This window comes from uncultured Porphyromonas sp. (assembly GCF_905372525.1).
Taxonomy (GTDB): Bacteria; Bacteroidota; Bacteroidia; order Bacteroidales; family Porphyromonadaceae; genus Porphyromonas.
The window spans coordinates 1-22,363 of record NZ_CAJPPN010000005.1 but is presented as its reverse complement, the minus strand read 5'-3'; the positions used below and the strand labels follow the sequence as shown (position 1 = coordinate 22,363).

Annotated in this window: 18 protein-coding genes and 1 tRNA gene; 3 read left to right on the top strand and 16 right to left on the bottom strand. The window is 55.3% G+C overall.

Annotation, left to right across the window (positions count from 1 at the left end; translation table 11 throughout):
• Window positions 1-15: 15 nt before the first annotated feature.
• Complete coding sequence (locus QZ170_RS01945) at window positions 16-2,364, top strand: family 20 glycosylhydrolase (protein ID WP_297176331.1); 2,349 nt, start codon at window positions 16-18, stop codon at window positions 2,362-2,364.
• A 304-nt stretch (window positions 2,365-2,668) separates the two neighbouring features.
• On the opposite strand, the gene QZ170_RS01940 is transcribed toward QZ170_RS01945, so the two are convergent.
• The 7 genes from QZ170_RS01940 to QZ170_RS01910 form a co-directional block, all read right to left on the bottom strand.
• Window positions 2,669-3,388, bottom strand: coding sequence for a Bax inhibitor-1/YccA family protein (locus tag QZ170_RS01940; protein WP_297176329.1), 720 nt, complete (start codon window positions 3,386-3,388; stop codon window positions 2,669-2,671).
• Window positions 3,389-3,502: 114 nt separating this feature from the next.
• The gene (locus QZ170_RS01935) at window positions 3,503-5,221 is read right to left on the bottom strand and encodes a transporter, Ompp1/FadL/TodX family protein (RefSeq protein ID WP_297176327.1); all 1,719 of its coding nucleotides are present in this window, start codon (window positions 5,219-5,221) and stop codon (window positions 3,503-3,505) included.
• A gap of 119 nt (window positions 5,222-5,340) precedes the next feature.
• Window positions 5,341-6,567: a hypothetical protein gene (locus QZ170_RS01930; RefSeq protein WP_297176325.1), complete on the bottom strand. Its 1,227-nt coding sequence runs from the start codon at window positions 6,565-6,567 to the stop codon at window positions 5,341-5,343.
• Between the two features lie 287 nt (window positions 6,568-6,854).
• Window positions 6,855-7,355 carry a hypothetical protein gene (locus tag QZ170_RS01925; protein ID WP_297176323.1) on the bottom strand — a complete coding sequence of 167 codons (501 nt, stop codon included), beginning with the start codon at window positions 7,353-7,355 and terminating at the stop codon, window positions 6,855-6,857.
• A gap of 179 nt (window positions 7,356-7,534) precedes the next feature.
• A complete protein-coding gene (rmuC, locus tag QZ170_RS01920) occupies window positions 7,535-8,854 on the bottom strand; it encodes a DNA recombination protein RmuC (protein WP_297176322.1) in 1,320 nt (439 codons plus the stop codon).
• Window positions 8,855-8,923: 69 nt separating this feature from the next.
• Window positions 8,924-9,436 (bottom strand): anaerobic ribonucleoside-triphosphate reductase activating protein, encoded by a 513-nt coding sequence (gene nrdG, locus QZ170_RS01915; RefSeq protein WP_297176320.1) that lies wholly within the window; start codon window positions 9,434-9,436, stop codon window positions 8,924-8,926.
• Between the two features lie 112 nt (window positions 9,437-9,548).
• Window positions 9,549-11,957, bottom strand: a complete 2,409-nt coding sequence (locus QZ170_RS01910) for an anaerobic ribonucleoside triphosphate reductase (protein WP_297176317.1) — start codon at window positions 11,955-11,957, stop codon at window positions 9,549-9,551.
• A gap of 964 nt (window positions 11,958-12,921) precedes the next feature.
• On the opposite strand from QZ170_RS01910, the gene QZ170_RS01905 reads away from it, so the two are divergent.
• Together QZ170_RS01905 and QZ170_RS01900 are read left to right on the top strand one after the other, a co-directional pair.
• Window positions 12,922-13,004 (top strand) — tRNA-Leu (locus QZ170_RS01905).
• Between the two features lie 169 nt (window positions 13,005-13,173).
• Window positions 13,174-13,950, top strand: coding sequence for an ADP-ribosylglycohydrolase family protein (locus QZ170_RS01900; RefSeq protein WP_297176315.1), 777 nt, complete (start codon window positions 13,174-13,176; stop codon window positions 13,948-13,950).
• A 175-nt stretch (window positions 13,951-14,125) separates the two neighbouring features.
• Here the strand turns inward: QZ170_RS01900 and smpB are convergent, their stop codons facing one another.
• The 9 genes from smpB to QZ170_RS01855 form a co-directional block, all read right to left on the bottom strand.
• Window positions 14,126-14,587: an SsrA-binding protein SmpB gene (smpB, locus tag QZ170_RS01895; protein WP_297176313.1), complete on the bottom strand. Its 462-nt coding sequence runs from the start codon at window positions 14,585-14,587 to the stop codon at window positions 14,126-14,128.
• Window positions 14,588-14,598: 11 nt separating this feature from the next.
• Complete coding sequence (locus tag QZ170_RS01890; RefSeq protein ID WP_297176311.1) at window positions 14,599-15,753, bottom strand: LptF/LptG family permease; 1,155 nt, start codon at window positions 15,751-15,753, stop codon at window positions 14,599-14,601.
• Window positions 15,754-15,760: 7 nt separating this feature from the next.
• The gene (tgt, locus tag QZ170_RS01885) at window positions 15,761-16,894 is read right to left on the bottom strand and encodes a tRNA guanosine(34) transglycosylase Tgt (protein WP_297176309.1); all 1,134 of its coding nucleotides are present in this window, start codon (window positions 16,892-16,894) and stop codon (window positions 15,761-15,763) included.
• 109 nt (window positions 16,895-17,003) lie between these two features.
• A complete protein-coding gene (gene udk / locus QZ170_RS01880) occupies window positions 17,004-17,630 on the bottom strand; it encodes a uridine kinase (protein WP_297176306.1) in 627 nt (208 codons plus the stop codon).
• A gap of 27 nt (window positions 17,631-17,657) precedes the next feature.
• Window positions 17,658-19,067, bottom strand: a complete 1,410-nt coding sequence (locus tag QZ170_RS01875; RefSeq protein WP_297176304.1) for a serine hydrolase domain-containing protein — start codon at window positions 19,065-19,067, stop codon at window positions 17,658-17,660.
• Window positions 19,068-19,076: 9 nt separating this feature from the next.
• A complete protein-coding gene (locus tag QZ170_RS01870) occupies window positions 19,077-20,420 on the bottom strand; it encodes a glycoside hydrolase family 3 N-terminal domain-containing protein (RefSeq protein WP_297176302.1) in 1,344 nt (447 codons plus the stop codon).
• Between the two features lie 22 nt (window positions 20,421-20,442).
• Window positions 20,443-20,841, bottom strand: a complete 399-nt coding sequence (locus QZ170_RS01865) for a GtrA family protein (protein ID WP_297176408.1) — start codon at window positions 20,839-20,841, stop codon at window positions 20,443-20,445.
• 33 nt (window positions 20,842-20,874) lie between these two features.
• Window positions 20,875-21,561 (bottom strand): CDP-alcohol phosphatidyltransferase family protein, encoded by a 687-nt coding sequence (locus QZ170_RS01860; RefSeq protein ID WP_297176301.1) that lies wholly within the window; start codon window positions 21,559-21,561, stop codon window positions 20,875-20,877.
• A gap of 414 nt (window positions 21,562-21,975) precedes the next feature.
• The gene (locus tag QZ170_RS01855; protein WP_297176299.1) at window positions 21,976-22,221 is read right to left on the bottom strand and encodes a hypothetical protein; all 246 of its coding nucleotides are present in this window, start codon (window positions 22,219-22,221) and stop codon (window positions 21,976-21,978) included.
• Window positions 22,222-22,363: the final 142 nt, after the last annotated feature.

Sequence of the window (22,363 nt, the reverse complement as noted above, 5' to 3'; positions counted from 1 at the left end):
ATCTAAACAAACAGCATGAGAAAGTCCTTATTCAGCTTGATGTGCCTCCTAGCTCTAGCCTGTGGCACGACAGCCACAGCCTTGACCGTGAGAATTCCTATCCCCCGTGTCAATATCATTCCCCAGCCCAAGGAGCTGATCGAGGGTGAGGGTACCTTCACCCTCACGGCTCGTACCCCACTGGTGGCTCAGGGAGACTCAGCCCTCACCATCGCCCGCTTCTTCGCAGACAAGCTGAGCCGTAGCACTGGCTTTGCCCTACAGGCTAGTAGCGCACCCGCACGCCGTGGTGCCATCGCCCTGCGTATCGATCCCAAGCTTCCCCTCGGCATCGAGGGGTATACCCTCGAGGTAAATGCTCAGGGGGTCACCGTCACAGGCCGCACCGGACAAGGACTATACTATGGGATGCAGTCCCTACTGCAGCTCCTCCCCCCAGCGATCGAGTCGCCGACCAAGGTCGCAGGCGTGACATGGCGTATCCCCGCAGTCAAGATCAAGGATGAGCCCGCCTTCGGCTACAGAGGGGCGCTCGTGGACGTCTGCCGCCACTTCCTCACCGTAGAGGAGATGAAGAAGCACATCGATCTACTCTCAATGTTTAAGATCAACCGCCTTCACTGGCACCTCACCGAGGACCAAGGCTGGCGCATAGAGATCAAGAAGTATCCTCGCCTAACCACAGTGGGCTCCAAGCGTATCGAGGGTGACGGCTCTGTCTACGGAGGCTTCTACACTCAGGATCAGATACGCGAGATCGTCAAGTATGCCTCAGACCGCTTCGTCACCATCGTCCCCGAGATCGAGCTACCTGGACATGCGATGGGAGCCATAGCCTCTTATCCCGAGCTCACCTGCTTCCCCTACCGTCGTATTTACAAGGTGCGTAACCTATGGGGCGTCGAGCAGGACGTCTATTGCCCAGGGAAGGAGACTACCTTCCAGTTCATCCAAGATGTATTTGACGAGGTCATCCCCCTATTCCCCGGAGAATATGTCCATATCGGTGGAGACGAGTGTCCCAAGATCCGATGGAAGGAATGCCCAGAATGTCAGCGCCGTATCAAGGAAGAGGGGCTAAAGAACGAAGAAGAGCTCCAGAGCTACACCATCCGCCGTGCACAGAAGATGCTCGCCAAGTACGGCAAGAAGCTCATCGGCTGGGATGAGATCCTAGAGGGTGGACTAGCCCCCTCCGCCACGGTGATGAGTTGGCGTGGTGAAGATGGCGGTATCAAGGCTGCCAATATGGGCCATGACGTGATCATGACTCCGGGTAGCGGAGGCCTCTACATCGACCACTATCAGGGAGACTCCAAGATAGAGCCTGTAGCGATCTGCTGCTACGCACCCCTAGAGAAGATCTATTCCTACAATCCTATCCCTGCCGCCATTGCCCCCGACAAGCGTCATCACATCAAGGGCGCACAGGCCAACCTATGGGCAGAGTACCTCTACACGACAGACATCATGCAGTATCGTGCCTTCCCTCGAGAGATCGCACTCGCTGAGGCTGTCTGGACTCCGCAGGAGCGCAAGGACTACAAGAGCTTTGAGCACCGCCTACTAGACAATGCCTATCGTCGCCTAGATCAGCACAAGGTAAACTATCACATCCCTCTACCCGAGCAACCACTGCCGGGGAGCAAGACTAGTGCTTCGCTGAATTTCGTAGCCTTTACCGATACCACCTCGCTGACGCTACAGACCTCACGCCCCATCACGATCGTATATACGACCGATGGGAGCGAACCTACTGCTAAGTCCGCCCGCTACACGGCTCCTATCCAGGTCCGTGAGAGCCAGGTCATCAAGGTCGCTTCGCTCCTTCCCTCTGGACGCCTCAGCCGTGTGCGTGCCATCACCTTCGACAAGCAGAGCTACAGCCCCGCAGTCACTCTCTCTAGTCCTACCCCAGGGCTATGCACACAGACCTCTATCGGCGACTACTATCGAGCCTCAGAGCTCGCAGGTGTGACCAACTGGGTAGAGGGTGTCGCCCTGACGACTCAGGAGCTCCGTCCCGACCGAGTATCCAATCACATGGATGAGATCCAGCGCAAGGCCGTCGTCGGAGAGGGCTATATCAAGATCCCTGAGGATGGATGCTACGTCTTCTCCACCAACCTCGATCAGATGTATCTCGATGGAGAGCTCTTCATCGACAATACAGACGAGGTATCGAAGTTTAGCCGCCACGACAAGAGCCGTGCCCTCAGCGCAGGCTGGCACAAGGTGAAGTTCATCTTCATCGGCACCGTACGCGGTGGCTTCCCCACCTACTGGGATGATGCCAAGGTAGAGTATCGCAACCTCAAGGACGGGAAGTTCTCCACCGTGACCGCCGATATGCTCGCTCACTAGAGCTCCCCACCCCACATAGGGCATAGATATGACAGCCCCCAGCAGTGTCTCGATGACGACTGCTGGGGGCTATCCTCTATATCGTATGCAGGCTCTAGCCTAGAACGCCTCTCGGGGTAATGGGATGCGGTTACCCCTAGAGAGCTCGAGGGGCTGGGATAACCCATAACATAGGCTTTGGCATGTGGAGCCTAGCGCCGAAGCTGTAGACAAGATCAGCGAGTATAAGCGATAGGGCTACACCTAGAGGAGGATCCTCTCAGGTGTAGCCCTAATGCTCCCTAATATGGGTATACTCGCTCTCCTAGTTGCGACGTCCGAAGAAGCGCAGGAGATAGAGGAAGAGGTTGATGAAGTCCAGATAGAGTGTGAGTGCCCCGAGGAGCGAAGCCTTCTTGGAGAGCTCTACATCGTGCTTGGTTTCGTTGGCCAGGAGCTTTACCTTCTGTGTGTCGTAGGCAGTGAGTGCCACGAAGAGGACGACACCGACGTAGGTGATGATCCACATCAGAGTCTCAGACTTCAGGAAGAGGTTCACCAGCGTAGCGATAACGACGCCGATGAGTACCATGAAGAGGAGGCTTCCCCACTTCGTCAGGTCTCTCTTTGTGAAGTAGCCGTAGAGCGCCATAGCACCGAAGGTACCAGAGGTCACGAAGAAGGTCGTAGCAATTGACTCACTCGTATAGACGAGGAAGATGGGGCTTAGTGTGACCCCATTGAGTACTGAGTACAGAGCGAAGGCTCCAGTCGCTACAGGTAGGCTCAGCTTCATCACGCGTGCCGATAGGATCCACACAAGGGCGATCTCTGCAATGAGCAGGAAGTAGAAGCTATTGCTCCCGATCATTCTGAAGACGAGCCCACTATCGACCGTGTAGACCGAGGCCAGACCAGTGATCGCTAGCCCAAGAGTCATCCATAGGAAGGTACGCTGCACGATGCGCTGCACGAGCGAGTCATGCCCCACGCCGTAGAACTCATCTACGGACTGCCCCTGAGAGGGGAACTGGGAGTTATCCATAAGTCTTGATCGTTTAAGTTTAGATTGTTTGTATCATGAACGAATTGTCCTGTATCCCCTAGGGAGAATACCTCCCCGAGAGGGACACAGGACAAAGGTACGAAAAATACGCTCCTAGAAACGGAAGGAGAGTGTAGCGACCGCTCTATGCGAGGTCTTTGTCTCCTTGATAGCAGCTAGGCCATCCAGATCCTCAGGCTTGATCTTGCCACTCTGCACATCAGGATTGGTCTGGTCAAGTACAGGACCATAGTCCTTGATATAGGGATAGGCAAAGGTACGCGACGTCTGGACTCCGTATACATACGCTAGGTCTAGGGAGACCGAGGGGGTGATACGATAGCCAAGACCTGCAGAGAATGCATTCGTTGTCCCTGGTAGCGTGTAGCTCGTGTGCATCCCCGAGACGAAGGCCTCTGAGGCAGCGTAGTCATTTCCACGTACGAAGGAGCTACGTACGGGAGAGGAGCTATAGCGATAGCCCCCACGCAGAGCTAGACGAGGGGTAGCCATCACCTCCAGACCTGTCCGTAGGGTATGCACCCCAGAGAAGTGATCCTTGACACGCTGATTATCCAGCGCATATTTTGACCTATCAGAGCTCTCCTCGTCCTCCTCCGCTAGGCGAGTACCACTGAGTGCGGAGTACTCATAGTCCACACTGAGGATAGCACTGCGCCCGAAGACGTAGGCTCCATTCAGGCCAAAGCGCCAAGGGGTACGTAGCAGGAAGGCTGTAGCTGCGGAGGAGGGGCTTTTGACGTTCTTAGCCTTGCCATTGATGCTTGAGGACGCCATGACATAGAAGTCTGACTTGAGCGCATAGAACGTAGGGGTATAGACCGAAGCCCCGAGGCGCAGTCCCTCTACTGGCTCCACGATAGCCCCAAATCCGACACGGAAGCCACTCCCCGAGATACTACGCTGAGTCCTGAGCATGAGGAAGTCCGTCCCTCTGAAGGAGTCCCTATAGCCGAGATACGACTCGTAGTCTAGGGAGGAGTAGGTCAGCACAGCACCTAGGTGCACCGTACTGCTGGGCTCAAAGCCAAGGGCAAAATCGTAGTCGATGATATTCCCCTTCTCCCGTAGAGTGAGATCAGCGCTACCCGCCCCCTCGACGAGCCCGTTAGCGGAGTAGGCTCCATGATCATCGTAGGTAAAGTTGGAGTAATAATAGCCTCCCCTAGGATCCTTGGAGGTCATCCATCCCCCCTGGAAGCCAAAGATCGATCCCCAGAGAATATCACTCTTACTAAAGGCATCGCTTGCTCCTAGGGTCCCATGCGAGAGCCCCAGCGCCTCACCTGCTGCACGACTCTTGTCATACTCTGAGTTGTTCGTCATCGCAGCCATATAGTCTGCCAGTGAGGAGTGCTTGTGGTCTAGGCGAGCGGTGATACCAGAGATCGTATGATCAAAGCTCCCCGCACGGCGTACAGCGAAGGCAAAGGCTATCCGCCCACCATTGGCGACATCAGTACCCTTCTGGTAGGCAAACTCCTGCAGGGGATAGCGGTTTTCCCCCGAGGTGGTACTCTTCTGTCCATACCAGGTCTGGCTATAGCTAGGGAAGAAGGCTCCGAGGGTGAGTGTCATCCTATTCCCGCCACGCAGGAGAGCGATACCAGCGGGGTTGCGGACCAACGAAGAGGCCTCGACCCCGATAGCTCCCATAGCCCCAGAGAGGGCTGTAAAGCGAGCAGAGCCAGAGTACTCACTCGCCGAGGCTAGACCCACAGCGGTCATCTCGCTCTGGGCAGCCAGAGATAGAGGCAGTAGACTAAGGGCTAATACCCCTAGGACCACCTGCCTATGAAGGTTCTTTATCATATCCTTATATCGTATTCATAGTGAGTAGACCCAAGCATCCCCAGCCCCCCTCTCATAGGAGGGGATGGGGGATGGGGATGATCGAGTGTAAGATAAATAGGGTATACGGAGCTCGTCACCTAGCGTCTACGAGCAGGTGCGCTATAGGCTCCATTGCCTGTCCCTCTGTTACCCTGCGACTCGTACGAAGAGGAGGATGAGGAAGAGGAGCGGTCGTAGGAGCGGGGCGTAGAGCTCACACCACTGTCGTAGCTCCTATCGTAGCTACGTGCAGGAGCTCGGTCATAGCTGCGTGCAGGGTACTGCTGGTAGCTCTGGCCACGGCTATAGGCATCGTTGTCGTAGAGGCTACGTGTCCCCTGATTATTATAGCTACCATTGTTCATACGCTCATAGGAGCCATAGCCATCACGTACGGAGCTATATGCCTCATAGGAGCTACGACCCGTGTAGCGGCTATAGGCTCCCCGGGAGTAAGCTCCATGGGAGTAGGGGTTGTTGTAGTAGTGCTCATTGTAGGCACGGGTAGCAGCCCCTGCTGCATAGCCATAGTAGTAGGGCGAGTAGTAGTCATAGTAGCCACCGTAGTAGCCGTAGTACCCATTGTAGTACCCATTATAATACCCGCCATAGTAGCCCGAGTAGTAATAGTAGGGATCGTAATACCCCCCATAGTATCCATAGTGGCGAGGATAGCCCCAGTAGCTCCCCCTCCAGTAGTTGGGATAGTAATAGGAGTCGTACCAGGAATAGGGATAGTCATACCAAGAGCCCCAGCCCACACGTGAGCCCCAGCCCCAGCTACTGCCCCAGTAGGGGCTACGTCCCCCGATCGTCACATAGACATCGCCACCGGAGGTACGGTAGTCGAGGTCGTTGTACCAGGGGTCTGCATCTATGTAGACACGTCGTGCACCACTGATGACCGTAGAGCCACTACCATAGAAGCGGGAGAGGCGTGAGGAGTAGGGGCCGTAGACCTGAGGCTCGCCCTGACCATCACCTCGGCGACGCTGTGCGGCTAGGAGCTCGGCTAGCTCTGCCTCGGTGAGCTCGATGGTGTCGTTCTCACTCAAGCGGCCATTGTAGGCATCTATCTCTCGGTCGGCCTTTCTCTTCTTGTACTTAGCGATGAGCTCAGCCTGCTCCTTCTGCCAGGCCTCACGCTCGGCACGGGCGGCGGCAGCTCGGAGCTCAGCCTTGCGCCTAGCCTCTTGGTCGAGCTTCTCTATATCGCTACGACGATAGTAGGCATCATCGAGATACTTATCATCCTTCTGTGCGTAGGCTGTAGGTACCCACAGGAGGCCTGCCCCGATCAGGAGCAACATCTTTACTGCATTCATAGCTCGTATCGTCTTATTAAGTTCTATACTCTATCTTAATGTCTCACTTTACCTAGATCAATAGATCATTTGTCTATGTAAAGTTAGCTTTTTTGTAACATATTGCAAACACCCTACCAGCTCTCCCCTACTGTCATGCTGGCAGGAGACACCCAGCTCAGCAGTCAGACAGACACACCTTCCCCCAACCATACAACGCAGGAGACCACCCTGAGAGTATAGGCTCTCGGGGTGGTCTCTTAGGGTCTTTGCGCTGGATCGGAGCGGGTGCTCCGAGGGAGGGGAGGCTAGTTGGCTAGCTCGCCTCCAGAGCTCTGGGAGGTACTCTCCTCGCTACTCTCGCCCTTGCCCGTCATATCCTTCAGCGTACGGTGGAAGAAGGCGATCGTAGAGCCGAGAGCGTCATTCATTCGCAGGGCGAGCTTTGTGACTGGTGTGCCTGGGAAGAGGAAGGTCTCTACAGAGAAGACGATATCCCCCTCGTCATCGATATAGGCCTTGCTGACCTTCTGGTCATAGTCCGTCGCAGCACATGCCTTGTAGAGGATAGGCTCTGGGACATCGTCAAAGGCGGCACGCTCAAAGGTAGCACGTACCATCAGGAACTCTGGGTCCTCCGTCCTATAGTAGAGACAGAAGTATATGCCCTCATTCTTGTATACGATGCGAATATCATTATCCTGCTCAGGGCGATACCCTTCCTTGCCTAGTGCCTCTAGGATGGAGGGAAGGACTTCCTTGGGATCAAAGTCTGGGGTAGACTTCTTCAGCTTATCAAATAGAGCCATCTTACATTAGGTTTATTAGGTGGTGAGACTTATACGGACTTTGCCATGGATGACGAACAAAGATCCTACGACAAAGATACATTAAAATCTATAACCCCGGCGATACCCATCAGGCTCATCCTATAGGGGACTTTACTGGCACTCTCTACCCTCTCAGCACATGTATCCGGGGAGCCACTCTACGCCTCAGGGTGCTCCTGAGGCAGTATATCTTCCTCAGAGAGGAGCTTTGTAGAGATTGTCTTATTCGTCTTGACCCCAAGTTCCTTGAGCTGCTCCACACGGCGCACGAGGTTACCTCTCCCTTCGGAGAGCTGTCCCTGTGCTTTATCGAAGTCTTCCTTCGCCGCCTGGAGACGCTCTCCGACCTTGACAAAGGTCTTGGTGAAGAGGGCAAACTGATCGTATAGCCCCGTAGCCTTCTCCAGGATCAGCCGTATATTCCGCTCCTGTCGTTCCCGCTGCCACATATCCTGCGCCATCCTAAGGGCAGCGATGAGGTTTGTGCCATTGATGAGGACGACATTCTTGGCATAGGCCTCCTCCCATAGGTTCGGCTCGTGGCTTAGGGCAAGGCTGTAGGCTGGCTCGTTAGGGATGAAGAGCATGACGAAGTTAGCGGCTCCCAACACATGCTCCTCGTACTTCTTCCTCGAGAGCTCATCTATATGCTTACGGATACTCTGTAGGTGCTCCCTGAGCGCGATAGCACGGACCTCGTCGGTATCAGCAGACAGGTAGCGACTATAGGCTGTGAGGGAGACCTTGCTATCGATCACCATAGCACCACTATTGGGGTAACGGACGATCACGTCAGGACGGAGCCCACCACGATTATCCTCAGTCGTTATCAGTCTGCCCGACTCATCACGCAGGGTCTCTTGGACGAAGTATTCCTCGCCCCTCCTCAGACCACTCCGCTCTAGGATACGCTCTAGGATCATCTCGCCCCAGTCCCCCTGCACCTTGCTATCACCACGAAGGGCACGGGTGAGGTTGGTCGTCTCCTCACTGATCGCCTGGCTACGCTCCACGAGGTTCTTAATTTCATTCTTTAGAGAGAAGCGCTCACGAGACTCCTCCTGATAGGTCTCCGTGACCTGCCGGCCGAAGCGCTGCAGATCCTCACGCAGTGGCTTGAGCGTCGCCTCGGTACGCTCATTGAGATCTTGGGTACGCTCACGGATGATCTCCGTGGCTACCGACTGGAAGCTCTCCCGTAGCTCCTGGGTGAGTGTCGCCTTCTGCTCTCGCAGCTCCTGGAGCTGACGCTCGAGCGAGGCGAGCTGAGCCTGATAGCCAGCACGCTCGAGTAGAGCCTCCTCTCGGGCACGCTGTGCCGAGGAGAGCTGGGCTGAGGTCACCTGTAGGAGACTCTCGGTCTGCCCCACCTGCGTCTCGGCCTGCGTCAGCAGACGAAGGGTAGCCTGGTAACGCTGGTAAAGGGTGAAGAGAGCGATGAGGGCTAATACCAATAGAGCAAGGAATAGGTACGTCATGGGATAGGATACTGATGATGAGATAGCCGTATGAGTGACTAGATAATGGACGGTGAGGTAGGTGAAGCCCTAGATACTAGGAGCCTCTAGGAAGCGGATCGCCTCGAGGGAGAGAGGGCGTGTGTGGTCGATCTCGATGAGGCGCTGATTACTACTGCCACGGAAGGAGAGGCGAGGGTCAAGCAGAGACTCCACGAAGGGACCATCGACCAGCACATCTATATACTCCAGCGCAGGGCGATGCACCTCTGAGCGTAGGAGGTACTCTATGGTAAAGCCCGTATAGCACCAAATGTTCATCCCCGTCTCAGCCTTGAGACGAGCGAGTAGTCCCGTGAGAGCCTCTGGGTCGTAGAAGGGATCGCCACCCGAGACAGTGATCCCATCCAGGAGGGGGTTCGCCCGTATCTCTGCGATGATGTCCTCTAGCACACGCTCGGAGAGGAGGATCCCACCCTCGGGAGACCAGCTCTCGGGGTTATGACAGCCTGGGCAGGCATGGCTACAGCCAGCGAGGTAGATCGAGTACCTCAGCCCAGGGCCATCACTGATATTCTCTCTATATACGTTGAGTAGGCGCATGAGGTGAGCGGGCAAAGCAAAGCCCAAGCAGATGGAGCTCCACCCGTGAGGGGGGAGTCTCCACTTCGCTTGGGCTATAGATTAGGAGGGGGAGGGGAGGTGGTGAGGAGGACTAGTGGTGCTTGACTCGGTCACGTTCCTCGGCCTGCTTGGCAGAGTTCCAGCTCTCTAGGCTACCTGTGAGGTAGCCCGTGATACGTCTCAGTCGAGCGATATGATCCCCCTTGCACACGGGACAGCGATCGTAGATGATCCCCCGATAGCCACAGCTCTGGCAGGTATCTACGGGGTGATTGATCGACCCATAGCCGATCCCCTCGTCCTTCATCGTCTTGACGAGCTTGAGGATGACAGAGACATTCTTCTTCGCCTCCCCATCGAGCTCTATGTAGCTGATGTGCCCCCCTAGGGTGATGGCGTGGAAAGGAGCCTCACGGCGGATCTTCTCAAACATCCCGATCTCCTCCCGTACATCCACATGGAAGGAGTTCACATAGTAGTCGAGGTCATTCACCCCAGGGATCACGCCATAGCGCTTGCGATCCATTCGGGTGAAGCGCCCCGAGAGTCCCTCGGCGGGGGTGGCTAGGACAGAGTAGTTGAGATGATACTTATCCTTGTACTCCTGCACGACCTCATTCATCACGAGGATTGCATCGTAGAGTGTCTGCCAGGCCTCGTCATTCTTGCCGTGTCCCTGACCATACATAGCGACCATCGCATTGTGCCCACCGATGAAGCCTATGGCCAGCGTCCCCGAGTCGAAGACATCGCCTACCTGATCCGCGGGGCTCAGATGCCCTCCTCCCTTCCAGACGTCATTGCCCATCATGAAGGGGAACTGTCGGGCTAGTGCTGAGCGCTGGTAGAGGTAGCGCTCATAGAGCTGCTCGGCGATGAACGTGGACTCCCGACGTACCGAGTCGAGGAAGTAGGTACGAGCGAGCTGACGGACCTCAGCCTTGGAGCCTGCAGGGAGCTCACTAGAGGCTAGTCGCATCGCCTCTATAGCTAGGCGGGGGAGGTTCATCGTCGTGAAGGAGAGGTTGCCACGACCGATAGAGGTCTTCAGCCCGTTGAGGTTCTCGAAGACACGGGTACGGCATCCCATCGTCGCTATCTCGTAGTGATAACGCTTGGGATCGTCCTCTCTCCAGAGCTCGTGTTGGTTGAAGGGTGTGTCGAGGAAGACAAAGTTGGGGAAGAGTGCATGCGAGGTCGTACGACAAGCCTCGAGCAGGAGGTCGAAGTTCGGCGCTCTGAAGGTATACTTCCCCTCAAGTGCTCCCTTGAAGTCTCGGCTAGCCACTGCATAGTCTTCCTCCGTGTAGCTTACCCCATCCTTGACCTTGAAGATCTGGATCGGGAAGATGGGTATCTCTCCACGTCCCAGTCCCTCTACTGTGGCAGCGAGGAGCTCACGGATGACCATACGCCCCTCGGGCGAGATGTCCGTCCCGTAGTTGATCGAGCTGAAGACGACTTGATTACCACCACGGGAATGCATTGTATTGAGGTTGTGGATGAAGCCCTCCATCGCCTGATGGGTGTCCCGAGCCGTACGATCGTAGGCGCTGATGAGTGCCAGGCGGATAGCCTCTGGGCTGAGAGTCTGCCCCTCAGCTGTACTGGCGAGCTGAGTCTGGAGGTGCTGGATCTCCGCCTCGCCCTTACCTAGGCGGGGCTCTAGGGCACGTAGCCCCTCCCTGAAGGCCTTCTGCTCGGCCTCCGTCAGGAGCTGCCCAGCCTGTAGCTCTAGGGCATAGATGAGACGGTCAGAGAGGTGACGGATGAAGGTCTTGCGAACCCCAGGAGCCATAAAGAAGTCAAAGGCCGGGATCGCCTGCCCCCCATGCTGCTCGTTCTGATTGGTCTGGAAGACAATCGTCGCCAGCGTAGCATAGCTCTGTATGCTCTGTGGAGTGCGGATGCTCCCATTCTTGGTATGGAAGCCTCGCTCGAAGAGGTCAGCCAGATCATACTGTACACAGGTGGCCGTCTTCGTAGGATAGTAGTCGAGGTCATGGATATGAATATCTCCTGCTGCGTGCGCCCGAGCATACTGTGGCGCCATGAGATACTTCATCGCATAGTCCTTGGTGACCTCCGAGGCGAAGGTCATCATTTGTCCCGAGGGGGTGTAGGCACTCATGTTGGCATTGCCGAGATTCACGTCGTTCTTCTCGATGCTCACGATGCCATCCATGGTCTTCTTCAGTGAGGTGCGCTTCTCTCGCTCGATCGTGCGCCACTCTCGGTAGATGATATATTTCTTAGCCACCATAGGATCTAGGCTCATGAGCTCGCGCTCCACTAAGTCCTGGATCTCCTCGACAGCAATCTGAGCCTTGCCTAGGGCTAGCTCCTGGTGAATAATCGCCTCTATCTTGACGGCGTTCTGGGCTTCATCACTTTGTCCCACAGCCCGGTAGGCCTTGAGAATCGCTTGGCGTATCTTCTCTCCATCGTAGGGCTGTTGGCTACCATCACGCTTAGTGATGAATAGGAGTCCTGTTTCCATATTTCTGTCTGATTAGTACATAGTTATATGTAGGTCTCCCTCATCTTTCTCTGAGGGGGAGGGTTGCTCTAGCTCCCCACCTGATGAAGGAGCAGCGAGACGTGTACAAATGTACAGCATTATATCCAGTCTGAGGGTGAAAAGTTATCCACACAACGATAGAGCTCCCGCCCCTCCTAGAGTCTTAATAAATCCAAATCCCCCTCCTCTCCCACCCTTTTCATTCCCTACCCTACTCCCCCCTCCTGATTGGCTCATCTTTGCCTTCCACCCGCTCCTCCATTCGGGGTACAATGTACCCAAAGCTTCCCCCGAAGGATACACTAATAAACACTTATCTGTAAATATCACCACACTCCACGATTGAGTTCAACCAGAGTGTTTGAGGTAGAGGCTTGCCCCTCTGACTCTGTAGCTAGAGGAGGACCTTCCCAGAAGGATCACAATCATCCCCCCCTCGTACAGCTGGGGCGACAAACTACCAGTGAATACACGAGGGACGGCTAAGTGTGCGTCTATCGGTAGATACTATCCCAAGCCCTCCTCCCCAATCAGCCCTCCCCTAAGCATCCCGAGAGGCTCCTAAACACCCCTCGAATAATCGCTCTGACACCCTTAGCGAGAGTGCCACAGAGGATATACCTAGAGCGGAGTAGTGTACACGCGTGTACACTGTAGTATACATACTATGTACACTGATGTGTACACGCGTGTACACTTTTTCCTCCTAAATAGTAGGGGAAATCCTTTCGCTCCTAGACTATGGAGAGGGCGCATGGGAAGTCCTCTCCTAGGGTGTAGGTGCTCGATCTTCGGTTCATACCCCACGGACTCGTCACCCTCATCCTCTAGGGAGTTCATGCCTCAGCCCTACCTAAGGTTGCTTATACAAAGGAAATAGACTACCTTTGTGCCACTTCTGCGGGTGTCCCGATGTGGACATTGATCCGCAAGCCAAGAGGTCGCCTAGATGGTGGAATGGTAGACACGAGGGACTTAAACTCCCTTAGCCAATAGGCTGTGTGGGTTCGAGTCCCACTCTAGGTACCGACGGCAAGTAGATCATACGAACCTCTAATGCTATGGATCATGGGCTATCGTTGCCCGTGTCGCCCCACACCGCTCCTACGTGTACCAGATCGTAGAGAGATACCCACACATCGGAGCGATGCGCTAAAGGAGAGATAAAACAAACAAAGAATAAAATGAGAGTAAGATGATAGGATCAATCATTGGCGATATTGTTGGCTCTAGGTTCGAGTTCAACAACACCCGCCGGGAAGACTTTGAGCTATTCACTCCCGAATGCTCCTTCACCGACGACACTATATGTACAGTGGCAGTAGCTGATGCACTGCTTCGTGATGAAGACTTTGGTCTGGTTATACACGAATGGTGTAGGCGCTACCCTAGCCCTATGGGAGGCTATGGCGGTAGGTTCGCTCAATGGGTACGATCAGATAGCCCTCAGCCCTACAACAGCCTAGGCAATGGATCAGCCATGCGGGTGTCCCCCTGTGGCTATCTACCCACGCTACAGACAGCACTCGAGAAGGCTAAGGAAAGTGCCTCATGTAGTCACAATCACCCAAAGGGTGTACGTGGAGCTGTGGTCATAGCTCATGCTATTTGGCTACTTCGTCATGGAGCGAACAAGGCCGACATACAGAAGCTCGCCGAGGAAGACTATGGGTACCAGATAAGTGGCCTGAGCATCTCCGAGCTACAGCGGACCAACCCCTTCGACGAGACATGCCCGGGGACCATTCCCCCAGCTCTCTGCTGCTTCCTAGGAAGCTCAAGCTTTGAGGATGCGATCCGCAAGGCTATATCCATAGGAGGCGACAGCGATACCATCGGGGCTATCGTCGGTGGGCTCGCCGAAGCACACTATGGTGTCCCCGAAGAGATACAAGATAAAGCGCTCTCCTACCTACCCAAGGAAATGACAGCGGTAGTGCGAGAGTTCCAGCATCTACACAAGAGAGGCTAATCAAGTAGAGGAGACCACAAGTAGGAGGCTTAAAGCCCTCTGTAAGCTTAGAGTCCCCTTGTCCATGCCCAACTAGAGGGACTCCTCCAAGAGACTTAATAGACAAAGCAAAGCCCCCACGGGATCGTATGATACGACCTCGTGGGGGCTTTGCCTTGCTTATGGAGGTGAGGGGCTATCGCTTCATTGCTCGATCCATCTCCCGACGGTCGTCCTTCTCACGCAGCGATGCACGCTTATCGTAGAGCTTCTTCCCCCGGGCAGGAGCGATGATGATCTTGGCTAGCCCCCGATCATTGATGAAGATCTTCGTAGGGATGATGGTCACCCCTGGAGTCTGGACGTAGTCCTGGAGGCGACGTAGCTCCTTGCGACTCAGTAGGAGCTTGCGGTCACGACGTGCCGCATGATTGTTGTATGAGCCGTAGAAGTATTCGCTGATATTAGCATTCTTCAGCCACAGCTCTCCATTGTGGAAGTAGCAGTAGGCATCTACGAGACTGGCCTTACCGAGACGAAGAGACTTGATCTCTGTACCCACCAAGACAAGCCCTGCGGTATAGGTGTCGAGTAGCTCGTAGTCAAAGGTCGCACGCTTGTTCAGGATCGAGATACTGCGCTGGGTCTTTTGTTTCATAGGACATGGGGTTATTGGGGAGCCTTTCGCCAGAGCAGGAAGGCGAAAAGGACGAAGACAAAGTTGGGAAGCCAGGCTGCGAGCCACGGAGCCATCATCCCGACGTTGGAGAACTGGGCTGTGACCGTAGTGGCAACGATATAGCCAAGACAAAGAGAGAAGCCGATGACTAGGTTGATCCCAAGACCATTCTTCATCTTCTTAGCCGATAGGACACAGCCAATGAAGGTCAGGATGAAGGCGGAGAAGATAGCGGCATACCGCTTATGGAGCTCGACCTGGAAGAGCTTGGTATTGCTCGCACCACGCTCCTTCTGACGGGTGATATAGCGCTCCAGCTGATCATTGCGCATCTTCTCTACGTCCTTCTCATTGACGAGGAAGTCGGAGGGACGGATACGCAGATTGGTATCTAAGTCATAGCCGACCGTATCAGTAGCCCGGAGACCGGAGAAGCGACGAATATGAAAGTCCTGTAGGTGCCACCTATCTAGGGTGTCATACCTAGCCTCGTCCGCCGTCATACGAGAGACGAGGGAGCGCCCCTTGAACTCATCTACAGCCAGCGAATAGGCGATACGCTCCTGGCTCTCATACTCTCGGATGTAGAGGTAGACATCCTTGTCGATGGCGATCTGGATATTGGAGGTATATTTGGCAACCTTGGAACGCAGATACTGATCCTCAAAGGCAAGACGCACCTTATTGCCCGACGGGATGATGAAGGCATTCAGAAGGTACGTGACCAGTGCGATGATAGCAGCAGCGACCATATAGGGGCGCAGGAGACGACGGAAGCTCATACCGCTAGAGAGCATCGCTATGATCTCCGTATTGGCAGCCAGATTGGAGGTAAAGAAGATGACCGAGATGAAGACGAAGAGCGGACTGAACATATTCGCATAGTAGGGAATAAAGTTCAGGTAGTAGTGAAAGAAGATCTTGGAGAGTGGCACCTCGGGCTTGAGGAAATCAGAGATCTTGGCATTCACGTCAAAGACCACTGCAATAGCGAGGATGAGGGCGATAGAGAAGACGAAGGTCGTGAGGAAGGTACGTATGATGTACCTATCCACACGCCCGAGCCAGGGGCGATAGGGCTTCGCCACCCCCTCCGACTGAGGTGCCTGTGACTTCACCTCCTCCTGCTGTGGTAGTCGGTCCATGAGAGCTCTATAGTCGATTGTCCATCTGTCGTACCATACGCTCCTTCCAGGGGAGGAAGTCTCCCTGCAGGATATGTTCGCGTGCCTCTCGCACGAGACGTAGGTAGAAGGCAAGATTGTGTATCGAGGCGATCTGTAGCCCGAGGATCTCGTCGGCACGGATGAGATGATGGAGGTAGGCCAACGTATATCGGCTGTCTACGAAGGAGTAGCCTTCAGTGTCTATAGGAGAGAACTCCCGAGCCCACTTGGCATTACGAATATTTATCGTGCCTCGGCTGGTGAAGAGCTGACCATTACGACCATTACGTGTGGGCATGATGCAGTCAAACATATCCACCCCTCGGGCGATCCCCTCTAGGAGGTTGATCGGCGTCCCTACTCCCATTAGGTAGCGAGGCTTGTCCTGAGGGAGGATACTATTGGTGAGCTCCACCATCTCGTACATCTTCTCGGTGGGTTCACCTACGGCGAGCCCCCCGATGGCATTACCCTCTGCTCCCAGAGAGGCGACGAACTCTGCGGCCCTCGTCCTCAGCTCGGGATATACACAGCCCTGCACGATAGGGAACAGACTCTGGTGGTAGCCATAGTGTGGCTCTGTCTCTGCCACACGCTGGACACACCTCTTGAGCCACCCTTCGGTGAGGGTAAGGGACTTCTTGGCATACTGGAAGTCCGCATCCCCGGGGCAACACTCATCAAAAGCCATGATGATATCTGCCCCGATGATCCGCTCGATGTCCATGACACGTTCGGGAGTAAAGAGGTGCCTCGAGCCATCGATATGTGACTGGAAGGTCACCCCCTCCTCGGTAATCTTTCGCCGATGAGCAAGACTAAAGACTTGGTAGCCCCCGCTGTCTGTCAGGATCGAGCCCTCCCAGCTATTGAACTTATGTAGTCCACCAGCCTCATGGAGTACCTCTAGCCCAGGGCGTAGGTAGAGATGGTAGGTATTGCCGAGGATGATCTGGGCACGGATGTCCTCCCGCAGCTCGGACATATGGACCGCCTTCACGGAGCCAACTGTCCCCACGGGCATGAAGATAGGGGTAAGGATCTCACCATGATCGGTCGTGATCCTCCCCGCACGAGCAGCACTCTGGCTACAGGTCTTGTGTATATCGAAGTTCAGCATCTATTCTGTCTACGCCCCCTTGATCGATCGTAGGGGGGTACAAAGATATGAGTTCTCCCTCTATAGATACCAAGTATACCTGAGGGGGAGCCCTCCGAGTGAGGTCACTCTAGCGTAGGAGCGAGTGGATATTCTCCACCAGGAGTGAGAGAGCCACGGGGTTCATCCCCCCCTCGGGAATGATAATATCGGCATATCGTTTGGAGGGCTCTACGAAGTCCCGGTGCATAGGCTTCACGGTGGAGAAGTATTGCTTGAGCACCGAGTTCATATCTCGTCCGCGCTCCTGCACATCTCGTACGAGGCGACGAGCCAGACGTACGTCATCATCGGTATCGACGTACACCTTGACATCCATTAGCTCTCGGAGCTCCTTGTTCTCTAAGATCAAGATCCCGTCGAGGATCAGCACCTTAGCAGGCTGGACGAGGACTGTCTGAGAGAGGCGGTTATGCTCATTGAAGGAATAGACTGGACGCTGGACGCTATGCCCCTGCTTGAGTAGACGGATATGCTCGATCATCATATCGGTATCAAAGGAGTGGGGATGGTCGTAGTTCAGCTTTGAGCGTTCCTCTAGGGTCAGCTCGTCATGAGCCTTGTAGTAGAAGTCGTGACAGAGTGTCGTCACATGCTCCTCTACGAAGGCTTCCTGGAGCTTGCGGACGAGGGTAGACTTACCTGAGGCTGACCCACCAGCTACGCCGATGATCGTGGTAGATAATGATTGGCTCATAGATGATAATCTTTATGGGAGGGAGGATTAGGAGAGGCTCGAGCGTGGAGTCATGATCCCGAGGGACTCATAGAGGAGATCCTGCAGCGACTGTCTCAGACGCTCGTGGATGAGTACGGTATTCTTGCGCGAGGGGTAAGTACGGTTTGAGAGGAAGACGAAGACCAGATCGTAGCGAGGGTCTACCCAGAAGCACGTCCCCGTGAAGCCCTGGTGACCATAGGTATCGTGCGAGGCTAGCTCCCCTGTGGGTCCCCCGTGCCTACGGGGCTTGTCGAAGCCTAGGCAGCGAAGTCCCCCCGCACCGAGTGTCTCGGTGAAGAGCTTGACGGTGTGAGCAGGGATAATGCTCTTTCCCTCCCAAGTGCCGTGCTGGAGGAGGAGTTGAGCAACCTTGGCGAGCTCCCGAGCCGAGCCAAAGAGCCCCGCATTGCCCGACACTCCACCTAGACAGGCTGCCGTCTCGTCATCCACTGTTCCCCGAAGTACCTCACCTCGGAGGAAACGATCGTCCTGTGCTGGAGCGATCACCTCGGCCTTCACCCCGTGCTCTAGCGGGCAATAGTAGAGCCGAGCTCCTATAGGACGATAGATACGCTCCTGGACGAAGGTGTCTAGTCCCTGATGGCTCACCCGCTCGATGACCTGCTGGAGGAGGACGAAGTTCAGGTCACTATAGCGATAGGACTTGTCTGACTTGACCCGCACGCTCAGCAGGCGCTCCATCATCCGATCCTTGAAGGAGGGAGCGATGAACTTCTTCGGGGAGAAGCGGAGCGAATGTTGCTCGGTGCGTCTAGTAGCTATATACTCGTCGAGGAAGCGGAAGTTAGGATTTCCCCAAGCCTTACCGACCAGAGGGACTCCGCCCTTGAAAGCCTTATAGCGGATCAGAGCTCCTTCATAGCTCTCCTCGTCGATGAGATCGGTGTAGAAGTTGATCCCTGCCGGTAGCCCCGACTGGTGTAGTAGGAGCTGGCGAATGGTGACCATCCCGAGGAGGGAGCCCTTGGTCTCGGGTAGATAGGAGAGGAGTGGTGCGTTGAGGCTCACCTTGTGCTCTGCCACTAGGAGCATGAGGGCGGGTGTCGTGGCGGCGGCCTTGGTGACGGAGGCTAGATCGTAGATCGTGAAGGTGGAGTTAGGGTCCTCCGTCCGCCCCCCGAGTCTCGTCATAGACCCGAAGGCTCGGTCATAGATGACTCGCCCACGATAGAGGGCGTAGATCTGACAGCCCGGGTAAGCCTGTAGGCGGAGGCCAAGTCGGGCGAGGGAGTCTATCCGCTCTAGGTGGGGTGCAGAGGGCTCCGGCCTCGGCTGGGGAAGACTATCGCCATCAATGAGGTGTCCCAGAAGCGAGTCAAGGCCACGGGGCTGCTGTGCCTCGGCAGATACACCGAGGACTAGAGCGAGGAGGAGGACTAGAGTGCGGAGCATACGTATAGGCTATCGCTTAGTAGACTTCCTACGGCTAGGCTGAGACTTCATCGCTGGGGTATGGGCAGTAGGGTCTACGGCCGTCTCCTTGGAGCCGGCTACCTCCTCTAGGTAGGCTCTCAGCTTAGCCTCCTCTCGGGTCCATATCGCCTCCTTGACCTTCTCTGGGGCAACCCCTAGGTCTTCTCTGGCGACAATCAGAGCATACTTGAAGGCTAGTACTCGACGGCACTTCGCCTCGATCATCGCCTCCGTCAGCTCCCCACTCTTCAGTGCCGCTATGATCTCATCCAGTGCTTGGGTAGGGTGTGAAGGTCCCAGAAGAATATCGTTTCCCGCCTGTAGTGCTGCCACGGCTACAGAGGTCACGCCTGAGGTCTGTGCCCCCTTCATCTCTAGGGCATCGGTGAAGACGAGCCCATCGAAGTCCATCTCCTTCCTCAGTAGCTCGGTCGTGATCGGGGCACTGAGGGAGGCGGGGCGACCACTAGGGTCATAGGCGGGGACGCGCAGGTGAGCCGTCATGATCCCACCGAAGCGCTCCTCTATATAGGTACGGAAGGGGGCAAGCTCTACCTCCTGCATACGCTCCCGGGAGGCTGTGACCGTGGGGAGGGTCTTGTGGGAGTCTTCGGAGGTATCCCCATGCCCGGGGAAGTGCTTGGCTACAGAGAGCACACCACTAGTCTCTAGGCCGAGAGCATAGGCCCGTCCTAGCCCTGCCACCAGCTGAGGCGAGGAGCCGAAGCTACGTGAGCCGATGACGGGGTTCTTCGGATTGCTATTGACGTCCAGTACAGGGGCGAAGTTGATGTGAATACCCATGAGACGACATTGGCGAGCGATCTCCCGCCCATAGTTGTAGAAGAAGACAAAGTTCCTCTTCTTACTTAGGAGTAGGTTACGGGGGTAGCGTGGAGCATCCTTGAGGCGCATGTTCAGCCCCCACTCGCCATCTAAGGCGATGAGCAGTGGGACTTGGCTGGCCTGCTGCAGACGTATCGTCAGGCGACGTTGGTCCGCTAGGAGACCTTTCTGGAAGAGGATACCTCCCCACGGCTCCCGCTTGAGGCGACCTAGGAGTACCTCGGTATCCTCGGGCTTGGGATAGATAATGGGCATGATGAGCTGCCCCACCCTACCCCGCTGATCCAGACTCTGATAGACACTATCTACCCAGTGGCTCACCTGCATGGCATCCGTCCCAGCGAAGGCAAGTAGATGCTTGAGGCGGAGGATATACGTCGGTGGAGTAGGCCACTGAGCAGAGCAGGGGATAGCGCGGAGGGAGAGAAGGAGGATACTCCCCCAGAGAAGCAAAGCGAGTGTGCGGATACGCATAAGACTAGTCATGATAGGCAATAAGGTGTAGAGGCTATGAGGGGGTCTTGCGAAAGACCCAGTACCGCTGCATAGGATAGTTGAAGAGTACAGAGACGAAGAGGTCAGAGATGAGCTTCCCGATCTTGTAGTCGATCCCGAGATGACGCTCTAGTAGATAGGTACCTAGGTACTTCAGTAGGATACTGCCGACTACGGTGAGGACAAACTTGGTGAGCTGTAGGAGGAAGGCATTGGAGTAGTCATGCGTCCCCGAGCCCGCCGTGAAGGTCCAGTAGCGGTTCAGTGAGAAGTTGATCCCCGCTCCTACGACACCCCCTAGGGCGACCGCCCAGAAGAGTGGCCACCCGAGGAGCTGGCGCGCCAGCACCATGAGCCCATAGTCCACGACAGAGCCAGCCCCTGCCGAGACCTGAGCACGAGAGAAGGTCAGGATCAGTCGTCTCAGAGTGCAGTCACTTTGTAGTTAGTTCACCTCCTTCTCCCGAGCCTGTCTCAGAGCAGCATCCCGCTCGTTGGCGGCATCTAGTAGCTTGACGAAGTCGGAGATGAAGGAGAAAAGTAGGACGACCGAGATAGCTAGACCGACCCAATGAATGCTCCCAGGGACGAAATACTCCAGGCAGAAGAGCGCAGCGAGGATGATACGCACCTCTGTCGGGCCTAGGAGACCCGAGTCGATAGAGTACTGGTCTGTGACCTTATAGCGAAGCTGTGAGATGATCATCTCCGCCCCATAGAGGACGACGAAGATAAAGCCGACGAGCTTCCACCCTGGCTGCACATAGGCGTAGTAGCCTAGGCCTATGGCGACGATCCCGATCCAGTCTATGACGATATCGAGACAGAAGCCAAACCACTTGCGTGGGCGATTGCGGTAATAGGCCAGACGACCATCCAATGAGTCCCCGAACCAATTGATGGCGAAGCCCACGGGGGTCAGCAGGAGCCAAGTGCTATCATGGTACAGAGCAGCCAGCAGCATGACGAATGCTACTGAGAGATTGCCTACGAGTCCGAGACCCGTGAGCATGTTTGATGTGACCCAGCGAGGCATACGCTCTACTAGGTAAGCAATAAGAGCAAGCTCTCCATCCCGCAGGATGTTCGTTCGCTTCCGATCTTGACTTATCGCCTTCTTTGTATCAGCCATTATATATTGTACTAGAATGAGGGCTATATCCTTACCCATCCACCGCCTCTCCCTCGGGGGAGGAGGCGATTTACTAGAGAGTATCCCTTGGACAGCGCTTGTCCCCGAAGGTTTACCCTACCACAAAGGTAAAAAAATATTGCCTGAAACATCCTCTAGTGGGTACATTCGTCGCTCCTCATCCCCCCATCGAGCCGACCTCTTGACGAGCAACACCCACCCAAGGCTCCCTCAGAGATAGCCTCGGGGGAAGCTATATCCTTTCCCCCGAGTCCCCAGATTTCCAAGGGCGGAACAGCTATTCTCCATCCAGCACCCTCTTCTTCTCTATGCTTATACCTCTGCGTATCCCATGCATTCAAGCGATAGGCTGCTAGACGTTTGATCCTAAAGTTGAGCATCCAGAGAGCAATATCATCGACCACCTCTATCTCCTAGGAGCTGGGCGACTGTGGAGCGAACGTAGCTATTCAGCTGTGCCGTAGGACGTATCTTGGCATTGACCTGAAGGGTCGAGAAGACGTACTCCCGCTGATCGATCTTGGGGCGCTGAGCGAGTACTTGGTAGATAGCTTGCTGTGGGGAGATGCCTTGCTTGAAGGTAAGCTCCCAGAGCTGAGCCGTCTCTGCTTGCGTGAAGGTGTTAGAAGTTGAGTCCATGGAATTAAGGATGAATGTATCACTTCGAGACGCCTATAAAATGCCTCTCTAGCAAAGGTACAAGAATTCTCTTATAATGCCACCGACTCACACCCATCAGCGCTTGACGCTCGGAAGCCCCCACCCCTCTATGGTATTGCCT